The organism is Pseudomonas sp. HT11 (genome assembly GCF_044875395.1).
GTDB lineage: Bacteria > Pseudomonadota > Gammaproteobacteria > Pseudomonadales > Pseudomonadaceae > Aquipseudomonas.
This window is the reverse complement of sequence record NZ_CP173217.1, coordinates 5,138,491-5,157,435: the sequence shown is the minus strand read 5'-3', so window position 1 is coordinate 5,157,435 and position 18,945 is coordinate 5,138,491. Positions and strand designations below refer to the sequence as shown.

The following is an 18,945-nucleotide window of genomic DNA, read 5'->3' as shown; positions in this document are numbered from 1 at the left end:
GGAACCTTAGTGGCAGAGGTGGGCTTTGTCCATTGGCCACCTGTGGAATAGAGGAAAAGTCTGACTCCACATTCAGAAAATTAAGCTATTTGTAACTCGTACAGACGAGTTGTTGCTTTAACTCGTACAGACGAGTACTTTTGCCCTCGGCGTGCTGTCAATGACTGCCCCCAAATAAAAAAATCAAAGTGGAAACCAAGCATGAGCCACGACTATTCGACTATTGCCCGCGAGATTCTCGAGCACCTCGGGGGCAGCGACAACCTTGAGCAGGCTGCCCACTGCGTGACCCGCCTGCGCCTGGCGCTCAAGGACCCGAGCCTGGTCAACGGCGGTGCGTTGAACCAGGTCGATCTGGTCAAGGGGTCGTTCTTCACTGGCGGCCTGTTCCAGGTGGTGATCGGCCCCGGCGAAGTGGAAAAGGTCTACGCCGCGCTGCGCGAGCAGACCGGCCTTGCCGCCGCCACCATTGCCGACGTGAAGAAGAAGGGCGCCGACAAGACCAACGCCATGCAGCGCCTGGTGCGCGTATTTTCTGATGTGTTCATGCCGATCCTGCCCGCGTTGATCATCGCCGGCCTGCTGATGGGCGTTAACAACCTGATGGGCGCCAAAGGCATGTTTATCGAGGGCAAGACGCTGCTTGCGGCGTATCCGAACCTGGATGGCCTGTGGAGCCTGATCAACCTGATGGCCAACACCTCGTTCGTGTTCCTGCCGGCGCTGGTGGGCTGGTCGGCGGCCAAGCGGTTTGGCGGCAGTGAAATCCTCGGCATCGTGCTCGGCCTGATGCTGGTGCACCCGGACCTGCTCAATGCCTGGAACTACGGCAAGGCAGTCGCCGGCCTCGACGGCCAGAGCCTGCCGTACTTCGATATTTTCGGTTGGTTCAAGATCGAAAAAGTCGGTTATCAGGGGCAGATCCTGCCGATCCTCATGGCCGCCTATGTGATGAGCGTCATCGAGAAATGGCTGCGCGCGCGAGTACCTAATGCCATCCAGCTGCTGGTGGTGCCGATCACCACGATTGTCGTCACCGGCGTACTGGCCCTGGCGATCATCGGCCCGGTGACCCGTCACCTCGGCATTCTGATCACCGAAGGCGTGGTCACCCTGTTTGACCTGGCGCCGATGGTCGGCGGGGCGATTTTCGGCCTGCTGTACGCGCCGCTGGTGATCACCGGCATGCACCACATGTTCCTCGCCGTGGACCTGCAACTGATCTCCACCCAGGGCGGCACTTTTATCTGGCCGATGATCGTCATGTCCAACCTGGCCCAGGGCAGCGCCGCGCTCGCCGTGTTCTATACGACACGCAATGCGCGGGACAAGAGCATGGCCTCGACCTCGGCGATTTCCGCTTACTTCGGTATCACTGAGCCGGCGATGTTTGGCGTGAACCTGCGCTTCAAGTTTCCGTTCTATGCCGCCTTGCTCGGCTCGGCACTGGGCAGCATTTTCCTGTCGCTGAACAAGGTGCAGGCCTCGGCCATTGGTGTCGGTGGTTTGCCGGCGTTTATCTCAATCCTGCCGCAGTACATCCCGGTTTTTGTCATCGGGATGATCATCGCGATTGTCGTGCCATTTGTACTGACCTGTGCGTTGAGCATGAAGATCGTGCGGCCTGGCTACCGGGTCGCCTGATCGACGGTTCGACAAGCCAACTCCCACATTGATGGGTGAGCACATTCAAGTGTGGGAGCCGGGCTTGCCCGCGATGAGGCCGGCAAGGCCAGCACACAACTCTATTGAAGGAACCCACCATGCAAAACTGGCAGCACTCGGTGATCTACCAGATCTACCCAAAAAGCTTCCACAGCCACGCGGGTAACGCCACCGGTGACCTGCTGGGCATCGTGGACAAGCTCGATTACCTGCAATGGCTGGGCGTGGATTGCCTGTGGATCACTCCATTCCTGCGCTCGCCGCAGCGCGACAACGGCTATGACATCAGCGACTACTACGCCATCGACCCAAGCTACGGGACCATGGCCGACTGCGACCTGCTGATCAGCGAAGCGGCCAAGCGCGGCATCACGCTGATGCTCGACATCGTGGTCAACCACACCTCCATCGAACACGAGTGGTTCCAGCAGGCGCGCAGCAGCCTCGACAACCCGTACCGCGACTTCTATATCTGGCGCGACCAGCCAAACAACTGGGAGTCCAAGTTCGGCGGCTCCGCCTGGGAATACGAAGCGCAAACCGACCAGTACTTCCTGCACCTGTTCGACCACACCCAGGCCGACCTGAATTGGGACAACCCCAAGGTGCGCGCCGAGGTGTTCAAGTTGATGCGCTTCTGGCGTGACAAAGGCGTGGGCGGTTTCCGCCTGGACGTGATCAACCTGATCTCCAAACCCGCCGATTTCCCCGAAGACAACACTGATGGCCGGCGCTTCTACACCGACGGCCCGAACGTGCACCACTACCTGCAGGAAATGCACCGCGAAGTCTTCGAAGGGCATGACCTGATCAACGTCGGCGAGATGTCATCCACCAGCCTGGAACACTGCATTCGCTACTCCAATCCTGAGTCGAAAGAGCTGTCGATGACCTTCAACTTTCATCACTTGAAGGTCGATTACCCGAACCTGCAAAAGTGGGTGAAGGCCGACTTCGACTTTCTGCAGCTCAAGCAGATTTTCTCTGACTGGCAACTGGGCATGCAGGCCGGTGGTGGCTGGAATGCGCTGTTCTGGTGTAACCACGACCAGCCGCGGGTGGTCTCGCGTTTTGGTGACGACGGCGAGCACCGCGTGGTCTCGGCCAAGATGCTCGCCACGGCGCTGCACTTCCTTCAGGGCACGCCGTATGTGTACCAGGGCGAAGAGTTGGGCATGACCAATCCTGGCTTCAACAAGATCGAGCAGTACCGCGATGTCGAGACCCTGAACATCTTCCGGCTCAAGCGCGATGCCGGTGAGTCCGAGGCCGCCAGCATGGCGGCGATCATGCAGAAGTCGCGCGACAACGGCCGCACGCCGATGCAGTGGAGCACTCAAGCCAACGCCGGTTTCAGCAGCGGTGAACCCTGGATCGGTATTCCAGCCAACGCGGCGCAGATCAACGTCGAAAGCCAACGGGATGACCCGGATTCGGTGCTGCATCACTACCGTGCGCTGATTGCGTTGCGTCGGCATGAGCCGCTGATTCAGGCGGGGGTTTATCGCCAACTGCTGCAAGACCACCTCCAGGTCTGGGCCTACCTGCGCGAAGGCCATGGCGAGCGCTTGCTGGTGGTGAACAATTTCTATGGCAAACCCTGCGAAATCCAGCTGCCGCAAGGCGTGATCAACGCCTCAAGCGAGCAACGCCTGCTGATCAGCAACTACCCCGATTGCCCGTTGCGTACGGCCACGGTGGTGTTGCGCCCCTATGAATCATTCGTGCTGCACCTGACCGACTGAAACACCGCGAGTCACCCGTAGGAGCCCACTTGCCGGCGATAGCGCCCTGAACGCGCCAATGCCAGCGAGCCGGCCTCTGCACGCCGCGCGTAAGACAAAAAGTAAGAAAAAAAATAAAAATAAAAGGAGTGCTTCATGAAAACAACAATAAAGCTGGGCCTTATTGCGTCATGCCTTACTGCACCTTTTGCCGCGCAGGCCCTGGAATTTGCCGGTTACTTGCGCAGCGGCGCGGGCACTTCAACGGGCAGTGGCAAGCAGCAGTGCTTCCAGTTGCCGGGGGCGCAAACGAAGTACCGTTTGGGTAACGAATGCGAGCAATACGCCGAACTGGAATTGCGCCAGGACCTGCTGACCCTCGACGACGGCTCGGTGCTCAGCGTCGATGCCATGGCGTCGCTGTACAACAAATACGACCGTGCCCTGAAGTTCCAGGGCGAAGACAACGGCTCGGCGCGCATGCCGCAGATGTATGCGCAGTGGTCCAATTTGCCCAGCCTCAATGGCGGCTCGGTGTGGGCGGGCCGGCGTTACTACAAACGTAACGACATCCACATCTCCGACTTCTACTACTGGAACCAGAGCGCCACCGGCGGCGGCGTCGAGGACGTGCTGATCGGCGACCTCAAATACAGCTACGCCATTTCCCGCAAAGACAACCTGTACCAGAAGGAATACGCCACCCGTCACGACTTCAACGTGGCGGGGTTCAAGACCAACCCCGGCGGTGAACTGGAGTTCGGCTTGAGCTACATCGAAAAAGCCGGTGGTCGTGACGCCAACAGCGGTTGGGCGATCACGGCGCAGCACGTGCAAAAACCTTTCCTGGGCGGCAAAAACAAGTTTGCCTTGCAGTACGGCGAAGGCCCCGGCACGGGCCTGGGCTACACCGGCAACACGGCTTTGGATAACAGCAGTAAAAGCTACCGCGCCGTGGAGTTTTTCGACTGGCAGGTGACCCCGCGTTTTGGCGGGCAGGTCGAGGCGGTGTACCAGAAAGACATCCGTCCTGGCAGCCAGGATCAAACCTGGATGTCCATCGGCGTGCGCCCGGCGTATGCCATCAGCGAGCGGTTCAAACTGGTCACAGAGCTTGGGCATGATCAGGTCGACGCCACCGGTGGCACGCGCAAGCTGAGCAAATTCACCTTCGCCCCGACCTGGTCGCCCAACGGCCCGGAATTCTGGGCGCGGCCGGAAGTGCGCTTGTATTACACCTATGCAACCTGGAACGAAGCGGCCAAGCGCGCGGCGAATGAATTGGCGGCGGGCTCGGCGTTGTCCGACACCGGCGCCTACGGCACAGCGCGGCATGGCTCGAATGTGGGTGTGCAGGTCGAATACTGGTGGAAATAACGCGGGTTTAAGTGAATGAGTTTTATGTGGGAGCTGGCTTGCCTGCGATAGCAACACCTCGGTTTTACTGAGAAACCGAGTCGCCAGCATCGCAGGCAAGCCAGCTCCCACATTGGATAGTCGTTCGCCCTATGATTTTTACAGAACAAAACAGCAGGTGAAGTCATGACCACAACTCAACCCCTGGAACTGCTGGCGCCACTGTCGGGTGTGCTGCTGGCGCTGGATCAGGTGCCCGACCCGGTGTTCGCCAGTCGCATGATCGGCGACGGCCTGTGCATCGATCCCACCTCGCAGACCCTTTGCGCGCCGCTGGCCGGGGTGATCAGCAGTCTCCAGGACAGTGGCCATGCCGTCAGCGTTACCGACGACAACGGCGTTCAGGTGCTGATGCATATCGGCCTGGACACGGTGAACCTGGCAGGCCAGGGCTTCACGCGGCTGGTGCAGGAAGGCCAGCGAGTGGAAGCTGGGCAACCGCTGATTGAATTCGATGCCGATTACGTGGCGCTCACTGCGCGCAGTTTGTTGACCTTGATGCTGGTGGTCAGCGGCGAGCCGTTTACGCTGTTGGCGCCGGACGGCAATTGGGTGGATGTGGGCCAGCCGCTGTTGCGAGTATCACCCGGCGAGGCCACTGCAGCCGTCGCGGAGGAGGAGGGTGATGCGCTGTTCTCCAAGCCGCTGAGCTTGCCCAACGCCAACGGCCTGCACGCCCGCCCTGCGGCGGTGTTTGCCCAGGCGGCCAAGGGTTTTGACGCGAGCATTTACTTGCACAAGCAAACCCAAAGCGCCAACGCAAAATCCCTGGTGGCGATCATGGCGCTGCAAACCGCGCAGGGCGACACCTTGCAGGTCAGTGCGGCGGGTAACGATGCCGACGCGGCGATCAAGGCATTGGTCGCGCTGTTGGCCGAGGGCTGCGGCGAAACGGTCGCGGCACCGACGCAGGTGGTTGAGGCGGTCGCGCCCGTGTCGTCGGCCGCGTTGCTGCGCGGCGTGTGTGCGTCACCGGGTTCGGCATTTGGCCAGGTTGTTCAGGTGGCCGAGCCTGAGCTGAACATCACTGAAAACGGCACCGGCGAAACCGCCGAGCGCGACGCGTTGACGCGTGGCCTGCTGGCGGCAACCGAGGCGTTGCAAACCCTGCAAACCAAGGCGGCCGGCAGCGCCCAGGCCGAGATTTTCAGGGCCCATCAGGAGTTGCTCGAAGACCCGACCCTGCTGGAGCATGCCCACGGCCTGCTGGCCGAAGGCAAAAGCGCCGCCTTTGCCTGGAACAGCGCCACCGTTGCCACCGCTAAGCTGTTCCAGGGCCTGGGCAATGCGCTGCTCGCCGAGCGCGCGGCGGATTTGGCCGATGTCGGCCAGCGCGTGCTGAAGCTGATTCTCGGTATTCAGGACCGCGCATGGGACTTGCCCGAGCAGGCCATCCTGATTGCCGAGCAACTGACGCCGTCGCAAACCGCCAGCCTGGATACCCGCAAGGTGCTGGGGTTTGTCACTGTCGGCGGCGGCGCGACCAGTCATGTGGCGATCCTCGCCCGTGCGCTCGGCCTGCCGGCGATTTGCGGTGTGCCAGGGCACGTGTTGGCACTGGCCAATGGCAAACAAGTCCTGCTCGACGCCGACAAAGGCGAGCTGCACCTGGAGCCAGACCTGGCTGAAATCGAAAAACTGCAGGCGGCCCGTGATCAGCAAGTGCAACGCCGTCAGCGTGAGGTGGCGCAGGCGGCCTTGCCGGCCACGACCCGCGACGGCCATCACGTTGAGGTCACGGCCAACGTCGCTTCATTGCAGGAAGTGGAGCAATCCCTGGCCCTGGGCGGTGAAGGCGTCGGCCTGCTGCGTTCGGAATTCCTCTACCTGGACCGCAACCGCGCACCCAGCCCCGAGGAGCAAGCGGGCACTTACAGCGCCATCGCCCGCGCCTTGGGCACTGAGCGTAATTTGGTGGTGCGCACTCTGGACGTGGGGGGCGACAAGCCGTTGGCCTATGTGCCGATGGAAAGCGAGACCAACCCGTTTTTAGGCTTGCGCGGTATCCGCCTGTGCCTGGAGCGCCCGGAGCTCCTGCGCGAACAGTTTCGCGCGATCCTTGCCAGCGCCGGGTTGGCGCGGCTGCACATCATGTTACCGATGGTCAGCCTGCTGTCGGAGCTGCACTTGGCGCGCAAGATTCTTGAAGAGGAAGCGCTGGCGCTGGGGCTTGAAGCGTTGCCGAAGCTGGGCATCATGATCGAGGTGCCGTCTGCGGCGCTGATGGCCGATGTCTTTGCCCCGCATGTGGACTTTTTCTCCATCGGCACCAATGACCTCACCCAATACACCTTGGCCATGGACCGTGATCACCCACGGCTGGCCAGCCAGGCTGACAGCTTTCACCCCGCGGTGTTGCGCCTGATCGCCACCACCGTCAAGGCCGCGCATGCCCATGGCAAGTGGGTGGGCGTGTGTGGCGCATTGGCCTCCGAAGCGTTGGCTGTACCCATGTTGATCGGGCTTGGCGTGGATGAGTTGTCGGTCAGCGTGCCGCTGATCCCAACCATCAAGGCCACCGTGCGCGAGCTGGACCTGGCCGATTGCCAGATCATTGCCCGCCAGGTGCTGGGCCTGGAAGAAGCCGCGCATGTGCGCGAGGCCCTGCGCCAGTACCACGCGGCTACCGTTGAAACCTCACCTGTCGTGGAGCACTGAGCATGTTCGAGAAATTGCAGCGGGCGTTCTGGAAAGCCCTGACCCCGGATTTGATTGCCGAGACGGTCGCGGCGCCGACGCCGGGTCTGTTGTCGGCCAGCGTGCTGAGTGCGTTGGGTGGCGCGGATAACCTCAAGTCGCAGCAGCGCGTGGCGCTGACGCGGGTGCGTGTGCAACTGCAGGATGCGGCGCGGTTGGATGAGCCGGCGTTAAAGGCGGCGGGTGTGCCGGGGGTGATGGTGTTGGGCGGCGGCGTCGTGCATTTGCTCACCGGTCTTTAAGGCGACCACTCTTCCAATGTGGGAGCGGGCTTGCCCGCGATCGCGGTGTATCAGGTAACGAATAGGTTGACTGGCCGGCCGCCATCGCGGGCAAGCCCGGCTCCCACAGGGTTTTGTGGTGTTTGGGAGAGTGGCTTACAGCTGCGGGTTATCTTCCGGCGGCTTGGTCTTGTCCACGCCCGGCACGTGCAAGTTGCCGTCGACCACCTGGTTGCCTTCCAGCTGCGGCTGGGTCACCCAGGTGAGGATGTCGTAGTAGCGCCGGATGTTCGCCACAAAATGCACCGGCTCACCGCCGCGCGCATAGCCATAGCGGGTTTTGCTGTACCACTGCTTCTGCGCCAGGCGCGGCAGCATCTTCTTCACGTCCAGCCACTTGTTGGGGTTCAGGCCGTCCTTCTTCGCTAGCGTGCGCGCGTCTTCCAGATGGCCGGTGCCGACGTTGTAGGCGGCGAGGGCGAACCAGGTGCGATCCGGCTCGGCGATGCTGTCGTCCAGCTCATCCTTGATCTTGGCCAGGTATTTGGCGCCGCCCATGATGCTTTGCTTGGCGTCCAGGCGGTTGGACACGCCCATCGCCTGGGCGGTGTTCTGGGTCAGCATCATCAGGCCACGCACGCCGGTCTTGGAGGTGACGGCCGGTTGCCACAGTGATTCCTGATAACCGATGGCCGCCAGTAGGCGCCAGTCGACTTTTTCTTCCTTGGCGTAAGTCCGAAAATGCTTCTCGTATTTGGGCAGGCGTTGCTGCAAGTGCTGGGCAAAGGTGTAGGCGCCGACGTAACCGAGCACATCGACGTGCCCGTAATAGCGGTCTTTAAGACGCTGCAGGGTGCCGTTCTTTTCCACCTTGTCCAGGTAGCTGTTGATCTCGTTGAGCAGGCTGTTGTCATCGCCTGCCGCCACGGCCCAGCTTTGGTGGCTGGCATTGCCGAGGTCGAAGGCCACGCGCACGTTGGGGAAGTACACCTGGTTCATCGCGACTTCGTTGGAGTCCACCAGGGTCAGGTCGATTTGCCCCTCGTCCACCATGCGCAGCAGGTCGACCACCTCAACGGCGTCGGACTCTTCATATTCAATCGCGGGATTTTGCTTTTTAAGCGCCGCCAATTGCTCGGCGTGGGTGCTGCCCTTTAGCACCATGATCTTCTTGCCCACCAGGTCGGCTGCGGTGGTGGGGCGCGACTGGCCGTTGCGGTAGATGATCTGCGGCGTCACTTCCAGGTAAGGGTGCGAGAAGCGCACCTGCTGCTCGCGCTGTTCGCTGCTGACCAGACCGGCGGCGGCCAGAACCGGGCCGTTGGGTTTGCCCAACTGGCCGAACAGGTCATCAAGGTTGTCGGCGGTCTCGATTTCCAGCTTCACCCCCAGGTCGTCGGCAAACCGCTTGACCAGTTCGTATTCGAAACCGGTTTCACCGTTGCGGTCCTGGAAATAAGTGGCCGGGCTGTTTCGGGTGATCACCCGCAATACGCCATCCTCCTTGATTCGCTCGAGCGTGCTGGGTTTATCAACACAGGCGCTGAGCATCAGGAAGAGTCCGGTTGCGATCAGCCATTTGGCGCATCGCGGGCGCAAAGCAGTAGGGAAGAACATCTGCGCAGTATACGCAAACGACCCTCAGCGCCATATCTCGACAGCAGGGCACTTGTCTGCTAGCGCCCGCAGAACCGGGCTGCAGCCCGCAGAAACGCGGGTTGGCGAGGGTTTATGACGGTTAAAATAACTGCGCGCCCAGCCCCGGAAAATGCCCCGATACTGTGCAAACCGTGCCAACTGACGTTCGGCAGCGGCCAGCCGTGCCGTTTCGGGTGCCGTTGGCGATGGTTTACGCTAGAATGCACGGCCTCAAAGCACACCCCCTTCCCGAGGCTGTCCCGAAGATGTTGATCCTGCGCGGCGCTCCTGCCCTTTCTGCCTTTCGCCACAGCAAACTCCTTGAGCAACTGAGCCAGAAGGTTCCAGCGGTTACAGGCTTGTATGCTGAATTTGCTCACTTCGCCGACGTGACCGGCGTGTTGACCGCCGACGAACAGCAAGTGCTGGCGCGCCTTCTGAAGTACGGCCCAAGCGTTCCCGTTCAAGAGCCTGACGGCCGCTTGTTCCTGGTTCTGCCGCGGTTCGGCACCATCTCGCCCTGGTCGAGCAAGGCCAGTGATATCGCCCGCAACTGTGGCCTGGAAAAAATCCAGCGCCTGGAGCGCGGTATCGCTTTCTATGTTGCCGGCCAGTTCAGCGACGCCGAAGCCGAGCTGATTGCCAGCAGCCTGCACGACCGCATGACCCAGATCATCGTCAGCCAGCTGGAACACGCTGGCGGCCTGTTCAGCCACGCCGAACCCAAGCCGCTGACTGCGATTGACGTGCTTGGCGGTGGCCGCGCCGCCCTCGAGAAGGCCAACACTGAACTGGGCCTTGCCCTGGCCGAAGACGAGATCGACTACCTGGTCAACGCCTTCAACGGCTTGAAGCGCAACCCGCACGACATCGAACTGATGATGTTTGCGCAGGCCAACTCCGAGCATTGCCGTCACAAGATCTTCAACGCCAGTTGGGACATCGACGGCGAAAGCCAGGAAAAAAGTCTGTTCGGCATGATCAAGAACACCTACGTGATGCACAGCGAAGGCGTTCTGTCGGCTTATAAGGACAACGCCTCGGTGATCGTCGGCTCGGTTGCCGGCCGTTTCTTCCCGGACCCTGAGACCCGCCAGTACGGCGCGGTGCAGGAGCCGGTGCACATCCTGATGAAGGTTGAGACCCACAACCACCCGACCGCAATTGCTCCGTTCCCGGGCGCAGCCACCGGTTCCGGCGGTGAGATCCGCGACGAAGGCGCCACCGGCCGTGGCGCCAAGCCAAAGGCGGGCCTGACCGGTTTCACCGTGTCCAACCTGCAGATCCCAGGCTTCGAACAGCCGTGGGAAGTGCCGTACGGCAAGCCTGAGCGCATCGTGACCGCGCTGGACATCATGATCGAAGGCCCGCTGGGCGGCGCCGCGTTCAACAACGAATTCGGGCGTCCGGCGCTGACCGGTTACTTCCGTACGTTCGAGCAGTCCATCACCACCCCGCGTGGCGATGAAGTGCGCGGCTACCACAAGCCGATCATGTTGGCTGGCGGCATGGGCAACATCCGTGAAGAACACGTCAAGAAAGGCGAGATTCTGGTCGGCTCCAAGCTGATCGTCCTCGGCGGCCCGGCCATGCTGATCGGCCTGGGCGGCGGCGCTGCTTCCTCCATGGCCACCGGCACCAGCTCGGCAGACCTGGATTTTGCTTCCGTACAGCGTGAAAACCCAGAAATGGAACGCCGCTGCCAGGAAGTCATCGACCGTTGCTGGCAGTTGGGTGACAAGAACCCGATCAGCTTCATCCACGACGTCGGCGCCGGCGGTTTGTCCAACGCCTTCCCGGAACTGGTCAACGATGGCGAGCGAGGCGGTCGTTTCGAACTGCGCAACATTCCAAACGACGAGCCGGGCATGGCCCCGCACGAAATCTGGAGTAACGAATCCCAGGAACGCTACGTATTGGCCGTCGGCCCTGAAGACTTCGCGCGCTTCCAGGCCATCTGCGAACGTGAGCGTTGCCCGTTTGCCGTGGTTGGCGAGGCCACTGCCGAGCCGCAACTGACGGTCACCGACAGCCATTTCGGCAACAGCCCGGTGGACATGCCACTCGAAGTGCTGCTGGGCAAAGCCCCGCGCATGCACCGTTCGGCCGTGCGTGAAACCGAGTTGGGCGATGACTTCGACCCAAGCAGTCTCGACCTGACCGACAGCATCGAACGCGTGCTGCACCACCCGGCCGTGGCGAGCAAAAGCTTCCTGATCACCATCGGCGACCGCACCATCACCGGTCTTGTGGCCCGTGACCAAATGGTCGGCCCATGGCAAGTGCCGGTGGCCGACGTTGCCGTCACCGCCACCAGCTTCGACGTGTACACCGGTGAAGCCATGGCCATGGGCGAGCGCACGCCGCTGGCCCTGCTGGACGCGCCGGCGTCGGGCCGCATGGCCATTGGTGAAACCCTCACCAACATCGCCGCCTCCCGCATCGGCAAGCTGTCCGACATCAAACTGTCGGCCAACTGGATGTCCGCGGCCGGTCACCCAGGTGAAGACGCGCGTCTGTACGACACCGTCAAGGCTGTCGGCATGGAGCTGTGCCCTGAGCTGGGTATCACCATTCCGGTGGGCAAGGACTCGATGTCCATGGCCACCCGTTGGAACGAAGACGGCACCGACAAGAGCGTTACTTCGCCGCTGTCGCTGATCGTTACCGGTTTCGCACCGGTCACCGACATTCGCCAGACCCTGACCCCGCAACTGCGCATGGACAAGGGCACCACCGATCTGATCCTGATCGACCTGGGCCGTGGCCAGAACCGCATGGGCGCCTCGATCCTCGCGCAAACCCACGGCAAGCTCGGCAAGCACGCGCCGGACGTGGATGACGCCGAAGACCTGAAAGCCTTCTTCGCCGTGATCCAGGGCCTGAACGCCGACGGCCACCTGCTGGCTTACCACGACCGTTCCGACGGCGGCTTGCTGACCAGCGTTGTAGAAATGGCCTTCGCCGGTCACTGCGGCCTGAACATCGTGCTCGACAGCGTTGCCGAGGCAGCCTGCGAAATCAACGGCATCCTGTTCAACGAAGAGTTGGGCGCCGTGATCCAGGTTCGCCAGGACGCCACTCCGGACGTGCTCGCACAATTCAGCGCCGCCGGCCTGGACGACTGCGTGGCAGTGATCGGTCAGCCGATCAACAACGGTGAAGTCAATATCTCCTTCAATGGCGACACTGTGTTTGCCGGGCAGCGCCGTCTGCTGCAACGCCAGTGGGCCGAGACCAGCTACCAGATCCAACGCCTGCGTGATAACGCCGACTGCGCCGAGCAGGAATTCGACGTGATCCTGGAAGAAGAAAACCCGGGCCTGAGCACCAAGCTCAGCTTCGACGTCAACCAGGACATCGCCGCGCCTTACATCAAAAAAGGCATCCGCCCACAAGTTGCGGTACTGCGTGAGCAGGGCGTCAACGGCCAGGTGGAAATGGCGGCCGCGTTCGACCGCGCCGGCTTTAACGCGATCGACGTGCACATGAGCGACATCCTCGCCGGTCGCGTTGACCTCAACGCGTTCAAAGGCCTCGTCGCCTGCGGTGGTTTCTCCTACGGTGACGTGCTGGGTGCCGGTGAAGGCTGGGCCAAGTCGGCGCTGTTCAACAGCCGTGCGCGTGATGCGTTCCAGGGCTTCTTCGAGCGCAACGACAGTTTCACCCTGGGTGTGTGCAACGGTTGCCAGATGATGTCCAACCTCAGCGAACTGATCCCGGGCAGCGAGTTCTGGCCGCACTTTGTGCGTAACCGTTCCGAGCAGTTCGAAGCCCGTGTCGCCATGGTGCAGGTGCAGGAATCCAACTCGATCTTCCTGCAGGGCATGGCCGGTTCGCGCATGCCAATCGCCATCGCCCACGGTGAAGGCCATGCCGAGTTCGAAAGCGAAGAAGCCCTGCTCGAAGCCGACCTGTCCGGTTGCGTGGCGATGCGTTTTGTCGATAACCACGGCAAGGTCACCGAAAGCTACCCGGCCAACCCGAACGGCTCGCCGCGCGGGATCACCGGCCTTACCAGCCGCGACGGTCGCGTGACCATCATGATGCCGCACCCGGAGCGTGTGTTCCGTGCCGTGCAGAACTCGTGGCGTCCGGAAGAGTGGAACGAAGACGGCGCCTGGATGCGCATGTTCCGCAACGCTCGCGTGTGGGTGAACTGAGGCGGTGTACAAGCTCAGCTTCTTTGTGCCCGACAGCCATGTGGAGACGGTGAAAACCGCCGTCTTCGCAGCCGGCGGCGGGCGCATCGGCGACTACGACAGCTGCGCCTGGCAAGTACTGGGCCAGGGCCAATTCCGCGCATTGGACGGCAGCCAGCCGTTTATTGGGCAGGTGGGCCAGGTTGAAGTGGTCGAAGAATGGAAGGTTGAGCTGGTGGTGGCGGATGCGTTGATCGTGGCCGTTGTGGCTGCGCTCAAGCTGAGCCATCCGTATGAGACACCGGCGTATGAGGTGTGGCAGCTGGCGGATTTTTGATTCGCAGATTGCAGAAACAAGAAACCCGCTGGGCCAGTTTGGTCAGCGGGTTTTTTGTTGTCTGTACGGGCCAATCGCAGGCAAGCCAGCTCCCACATTTGACCGTATTGCCACGTCGGGCACGGATCAACCTGTGGGAGCGGGCTTGCTCGCGAAGGCGTCGGGACAGGCACCTCAGACCTTTCCCACATGCCTTTCAGGTTGTCCCTCGGAACTGGCCTCACTAATCTTCTCGGGTCGCTGCCAATGTGGCGACCGGGACTGCAAGCCCGCCGAAACCTCACCAGTTACTCCTAAGCGCCTTTATAATTGCGGCGTTTTTTCATGGTCGTCATTTATGGTGGCTGTGTGCGGGAGACCTTCGGGTCTACCGAGGTGCTGGTGGGACTCGGTCTTGCAGGCCCGCGCACAGCTGCCACCCATCAACTGCAAGTGATGTTGGTAGTTCCTAAACTCTCACTAGGAAATACACCATGATCAAAGACAGTCCAAATCCTCCATCTGATTCTCAGCCCATCGACCAAATCTTCACCGTACTCCCCAACCTGAACAGCGAAACCCTGCTCGCCAATGCCTCCCAAGACCTGGCATCCGTGCAAGCACTGGCGGGCAATCTGGCGTTTGACATCGACGGCCCGCAGCGTGATGCGGTGCTGGGAATTCATCGGATGCTGGAGGGTATCCAGTTGATGGTGGATCGGGTGTTGGATTTAGCTGAGGTGCCTGAACCGAAGTAATCGGACGCCTGTCGGGCCCAATCGCGGGCAAGCCCGCTCCCACATTTTTGAGCTGTGAATACAGTCAAATGTGGGAGCCGGGCTTGCCCGCGATGAGGCCAGAAAAGCCGCTACAGCGCTAGACCCTGGCGCCGACCTCACGGCCACTGACCAACCGCTCCAGCGCCTCACTCAATCCCGAGGCCTTGTCACCAATCAACAAGTGCCAAACGCCGCTGTCCAGCTGGCTCACGCCCTGGCAACCGAGCGCCGTCAAATCAGCCTCGGACAACACCGAATCATCCCCCAACTCCACCCGCAACCGGGTCATCGCCACGGCGTCCAGCTGCCGGACATTTTCACGGCCACCCAAGGCCTTCAGCCATTTCTCGGCCTCCTGCACATTCACCGCAACCGGCTTATCCACAGGTGCAGCCGCCACCGGCGCGCTGGCAACAAACGACGGCATGGCCAGGCGAATCTCGTCAGCAATGCTGTCGGCCATGGGCCCGACCACCACCTGCAAGCTCCCGCCATTGCCTGGGCGAACCACGGCCATGGCGCCGAGTGCTTTCAAATCCGCGTCCACTGCTTTGTTGCGATCCACCATGTCCAGGCGCAGGCGGGTGGTGCACGCGCCGACACTCAGCAAGTTGGCCGCACCGCCCAGCGCACGGATATACGCACCGGCCCGTTGGTTATCACTCATCGCCTCGGCCTGCACCACCTGGATGTCTTCACGCCCAGGCGTTTTCAGGTTGAAGCGACGGATGCAGTAGTTGAACACGCTGTAGTAGATCACCGCGTACGCCAACCCCACCGGGATCACCCGCCAGCCGTTGGTGGACTTGCCCCAGCCCAGCACCATGTCGATAAAGCCACCGGAGAAGGTAAAACCGAGGTGGATATTCAACAGGTCAGTGACAGCCATCGACAGGCCGGTCAGCACGGCGTGGATCAAGTACAGGAACGGCGCGAGGAACATGAACGCGAACTCAATCGGCTCCGTCACGCCGGTCAAAAACGAGGTCAGCGCCATCGACAGGAAGATCCCGCCCATCACCTTGCGGCGTTCCGGCAGGGCGTTGCGGTACATCGCCAGGCAGGCGGCGGGCAGGCCGAACAGCATCACCGGGAACATGCCGGTCATGAACTGGCCACCTTTGGGGTCGCCGGCGAAGTAGCGGGTCAGGTCGCCGGTGACGACGGCGCCGGTGGTCGGGTCGGTGAAGGTGCCGAACACGAACCACGCCATGTTGTTGAGGATATGGTGCAGGCCGGTGACGATCAGCAGGCGGTTGAACACGCCGAACACAAAAGCGCCAAAGCTGCCGCTTTCCATCAGCAGCACACCGAAGCTGTTGATACCGTGCTGGATCGGCGGCCAGATCAAACCAAAGATCACGCCCAGGGCCACCGCCGAAAACCCGGTGACAATCGGCACAAAGCGTCGCCCGCCGAAGAATGCCAGGTATTCGGGCAACTTGATGTCCTTGAAGCGGTTATACAACCCGCCCGCCATCAAGCCGCTGGCGATACCGGCGAGCATGCCCATGTTGATAGTGGTGTCCATCACCTTGAGCGTGGAGACCATTACCAGGTAACCAATCGCCCCGGCCAGGCCCGCCGTGCCGTTATTGTCGCGGGCAAACCCCACGGCAATACCGATGGCGAAGATCAGCGCGAGGTTGGCGAAGATCGCCTGCCCGGCGTCGTGCATCACGGCGATGTTGAGCAGGTCGGTGTCGCCCAGGCGCAGCAAGAGGCCGGCGATCGGCAGGATCGCGATCGGCAGCATCAGCGCGCGGCCCAGGCGTTGTAAGCCTTCGATAAAATGTTGGTACATGGCGTGTCTCCTTGTTCTTGTTGTTGTCAGCTCAGCGGCCAGTGGTGTTGGCAGGCTTGGCGAACCGCCTTGGCGCTGCTCAGGTCGAGCAGGCCAAGGCTCAGTTGCCGGCATTGAGCCGCGTCCAGGTGACGGACGCGGTCCTTGATTTCTCCGATCTGTGGCGGGCTCACCGACAGCTCGCTGACGCCCAGGCCGACCAGTACTGGCGTGGCCAGCGGATCGGACGCGAGGGCGCCGCAAACGCCGACCCAACGCCCATGCTTGGCCGCGCCCGCGCAGGTTTGCGCGATCAGCCGTAGCAGCGCCGGGTGCAAGGCATCGACCCGCGCGGCGAGGCCGGCGTGGTCGCGGTCCATGGCCAGGGTGTACTGGGACAGGTCATTGGTGCCGATGGAGAGGAAGTCGGCATGTTTGGCCAGCTGTTCGGCCATCAGCGCGGCGGCGGGCACTTCGATCATCACGCCCAGCTCCGGGCGCTGCGTCAGCCCCAGCTCGGCACATAACTCATCCAGGCGCTGGCGGATCTGCAGCAGTTCATCCACTTCGCTGACCATCGGCAGCAGAATGCGGCACCGTGCCAACGGGCTGACTTGCAGCAGCGCGCGCAGTTGCTGGTCGAGCAATTCGGGCCGCACCTGGGCCATGCGGATACCGCGCAGGCCCAACACCGGGTTGGCCTCCACGGGCAGCGGCAGGTAGTCGAGCTGCTTGTCGCCGCCCACGTCGATGGTGCGAATGATCACCGACTTGTCGCCCATGGCATCCAGCACGGCTTGGTAGGCCTGGCGCTGCTCTTGTTCATCCGGCGCGGTGCGCCGATCGACGAAGAGGAACTCGGTGCGCAGCAGGCCGACGCCGTCGGCGCCGTTTTCAAACGCCACGTGGGCCTCGGCGCTGGAGGCGACGTTGGCGGCCACTTCAATGCTGATGCCGTCGCGAGTTTGCGCCGTTTGCTGCGCTTGGGCCTGTTGTTGCGCACGGCGCAGTTTTTGCGCGTCGCGAATCTGGTGCACTTCGGCATGACGCGCCTCGCTGGGCGCAAGTTCCAGGCGCCCATTGACCGCGTCGAGCACCACGCGTTGGCCTTGGGGCACATCAAGCACTTCTGCGCCCAGCGCCACCACGCAGGGCAAGCCTTTGCCGCGAGCTAAAATGGCCACGTGGGACGTGGCGCCGCCTTCGGCCATGCAGATGCCGGCGGCCTGTTGCGCACTCAGTTGCAGCAGGTCGGAGGGCGTCAGCTCATGGGCGCTGACAATCGCCCCGGCAGGCAATTCGAAATGCCAGGTTTCGCCCAGCAGTGCGCGCAGCACGCGTTGCTGCAGGTCGCGCAGATCGTTGGAGCGCTCGGCGAACAGCGGTTTGCCCAACGCCAGCAACACCGCGCATTGCGCCTGGATTGCATCGCGCCAGGCGTGGGTGGCGGCGCTGCCGTGTTCGATGGCAGCGGTGGCCGCGTCCAACAGGGCCGGGTCTTCCAGCAGGGCGAGGTGGGCGGCGAAGATCTCTTCTTCTTCGACGTTTTTGCGTTGGCGGGCATGGTCCAGGGTTGTGCGGATCTCGCCGCGCACTTGCTCAAGGGCCGTGTCCAAACGTTGCAGTTGTTCATCGGCCGAGTGATTGCCAGTGTCGGCCGGCAGTTCGATAGCGCTGAGACGGAACAGCGGCCCGCAGACCAGGCCGGGTGCCGCGCACACGCCTTGCAACACACCGGCTTCGGTGTTCGCCTTGCGCGGGGCGACCGCCACGGGCGCGTGGTGTTCTTCGCCGAGGGCCGCGGACAGCGCCGCCACCAACGCCTGCAACGCCGCCTCGCAATCCTTGCCGCGGCAAGTGACGCGCACTTCATCGCCTTCACCAATTCCCAGCCCCATCAAGCCAATCAGGCTGTCGCACGGCGCGGATTTGCCCGCGAAGTGCAACTGCGCCTGGCTGCTGAAACCCTGGGCGGTTTTGCGGATCAATGCGGCGGGGCGAGCATGCAAACCGCCACGGTGTGTGATGCGCACGCAGGCGCGGACTTCGGTGACCGAGTTATCCACAACCGCCGGCTGGGTGGTCGCTGAGCGCGTGACGATGTGCAGCAACGGCTCACCGACCTTGGTGATTTTTCCTGCTACCGGCCGCAGCTCAAAACGCTCGCCATTGGTCAGAATAATCAGGCTGACCAGGCTTTTGCACTGGCGCGCAATGCGGTCCAGATCAAACTGCACCAGCGCCTGGCCTTTGCTCACCCGCGCGCCTTCCTTGACCAGCAGCGCAAACCCTTCGCCATTGAGTTCCACGGTGTCGATGCCCACGTGCATCAGCACCTCGGCGCCGTTCTCGGCACGAATCGTCAGGGCATGCCCGGTGCGCGCGACATGGATGATCACCCCGTCACAGGGTGCATGCAGGCAATCGTTCAGCGGGTCGGGCGATACCGTCACCCATGGCACCACTGGCGAACACTTCGTCGGGCACCTCGCCCAGGGCGAGCACCGGGCCACTGAGTGGGGCGCTGAGGGTCAATTCATTATTGTTGTTGGACATGGGCACGG

Annotated in this window: 10 protein-coding genes and 1 pseudogene; 8 read left to right on the top strand and 3 right to left on the bottom strand. The window is 62.1% G+C overall.

The window, feature by feature from the left end:
• Positions 1–201: 201 nt before the first annotated feature.
• From treP to ABWL43_RS23835, 5 genes are all read left to right on the top strand, one after another.
• Positions 202–1,644, top strand: coding sequence for a PTS system trehalose-specific EIIBC component (treP, locus tag ABWL43_RS23855; RefSeq protein ID WP_404484758.1), 1,443 nt, complete (start codon positions 202–204; stop codon positions 1,642–1,644).
• A gap of 119 nt (positions 1,645–1,763) precedes the next feature.
• Positions 1,764–3,410 (top strand): alpha,alpha-phosphotrehalase, encoded by a 1,647-nt coding sequence (gene treC / locus ABWL43_RS23850; RefSeq protein WP_404484755.1) that lies wholly within the window; start codon positions 1,764–1,766, stop codon positions 3,408–3,410.
• Positions 3,411–3,545: 135 nt separating this feature from the next.
• Positions 3,546–4,766, top strand: a complete 1,221-nt coding sequence (locus ABWL43_RS23845) for a maltoporin (protein ID WP_404484752.1) — start codon at positions 3,546–3,548, stop codon at positions 4,764–4,766.
• A gap of 165 nt (positions 4,767–4,931) precedes the next feature.
• Positions 4,932–7,463 (top strand): phosphoenolpyruvate--protein phosphotransferase, encoded by a 2,532-nt coding sequence (gene ptsP / locus ABWL43_RS23840; protein ID WP_404484750.1) that lies wholly within the window; start codon positions 4,932–4,934, stop codon positions 7,461–7,463.
• Positions 7,464–7,465: 2 nt separating this feature from the next.
• Entirely contained in the window at positions 7,466–7,744 is a 279-nt protein-coding gene (locus tag ABWL43_RS23835) for a PTS transporter subunit EIIB (RefSeq protein WP_262209871.1), read from the top strand.
• 135 nt (positions 7,745–7,879) lie between these two features.
• On the opposite strand, the gene mltF is transcribed toward ABWL43_RS23835, so the two are convergent.
• Positions 7,880–9,340, bottom strand: a complete 1,461-nt coding sequence (gene mltF, locus ABWL43_RS23830) for a membrane-bound lytic murein transglycosylase MltF (RefSeq protein WP_262209869.1) — start codon at positions 9,338–9,340, stop codon at positions 7,880–7,882.
• A gap of 287 nt (positions 9,341–9,627) precedes the next feature.
• On the opposite strand from mltF, the gene purL reads away from it, so the two are divergent.
• The 3 genes from purL to ABWL43_RS23815 all read left to right on the top strand — a co-directional run bounded on the left by purL (position 9,628) and on the right by ABWL43_RS23815 (position 14,577).
• The gene (gene purL, locus ABWL43_RS23825) at positions 9,628–13,524 is read left to right on the top strand and encodes a phosphoribosylformylglycinamidine synthase (protein ID WP_145164403.1); all 3,897 of its coding nucleotides are present in this window, start codon (positions 9,628–9,630) and stop codon (positions 13,522–13,524) included.
• Between the two features lie 4 nt (positions 13,525–13,528).
• Entirely contained in the window at positions 13,529–13,840 is a 312-nt protein-coding gene (locus tag ABWL43_RS23820; RefSeq protein ID WP_404484745.1) for an NGG1p interacting factor NIF3, read from the top strand.
• A 473-nt stretch (positions 13,841–14,313) separates the two neighbouring features.
• Positions 14,314–14,577, top strand: coding sequence for a DUF6124 family protein (locus ABWL43_RS23815; protein ID WP_404484743.1), 264 nt, complete (start codon positions 14,314–14,316; stop codon positions 14,575–14,577).
• A gap of 118 nt (positions 14,578–14,695) precedes the next feature.
• Here the strand turns inward: ABWL43_RS23815 and nagE are convergent, their stop codons facing one another.
• A complete protein-coding gene (gene nagE, locus ABWL43_RS23810) occupies positions 14,696–16,402 on the bottom strand; it encodes an N-acetylglucosamine-specific PTS transporter subunit IIBC (RefSeq protein WP_145164158.1) in 1,707 nt (568 codons plus the stop codon).
• Between the two features lie 26 nt (positions 16,403–16,428).
• Positions 16,429–18,937, bottom strand: a pseudogene (gene ptsP, locus ABWL43_RS23805) (phosphoenolpyruvate--protein phosphotransferase).
• Positions 18,938–18,945: the final 8 nt, after the last annotated feature.

Excerpts from the sequence above, each read along its gene's own strand:
- treP (WP_404484758.1), top strand. The coding sequence starts at position 202 with ATGAGCCACGACTATTCGACTATTGCCCGCGAGATTCTCGAGCACCTC.
- treC (WP_404484755.1), top strand. The coding sequence starts at position 1,764 with ATGCAAAACTGGCAGCACTCGGTGATCTACCAGATCTACCCAAAAAGC.
- ABWL43_RS23845 (WP_404484752.1), top strand. The coding sequence starts at position 3,546 with ATGAAAACAACAATAAAGCTGGGCCTTATTGCGTCATGCCTTACTGCA.
- ptsP (WP_404484750.1), top strand. The coding sequence starts at position 4,932 with ATGACCACAACTCAACCCCTGGAACTGCTGGCGCCACTGTCGGGTGTG.
- ABWL43_RS23835 (WP_262209871.1), top strand. The coding sequence starts at position 7,466 with ATGTTCGAGAAATTGCAGCGGGCGTTCTGGAAAGCCCTGACCCCGGAT.
- mltF (WP_262209869.1), bottom strand. The coding sequence starts at position 9,340 with ATGTTCTTCCCTACTGCTTTGCGCCCGCGATGCGCCAAATGGCTGATC.
- purL (WP_145164403.1), top strand. The coding sequence starts at position 9,628 with ATGTTGATCCTGCGCGGCGCTCCTGCCCTTTCTGCCTTTCGCCACAGC.
- ABWL43_RS23815 (WP_404484743.1), top strand. The coding sequence starts at position 14,314 with ATGATCAAAGACAGTCCAAATCCTCCATCTGATTCTCAGCCCATCGAC.
- nagE (WP_145164158.1), bottom strand. The coding sequence starts at position 16,402 with ATGTACCAACATTTTATCGAAGGCTTACAACGCCTGGGCCGCGCGCTG.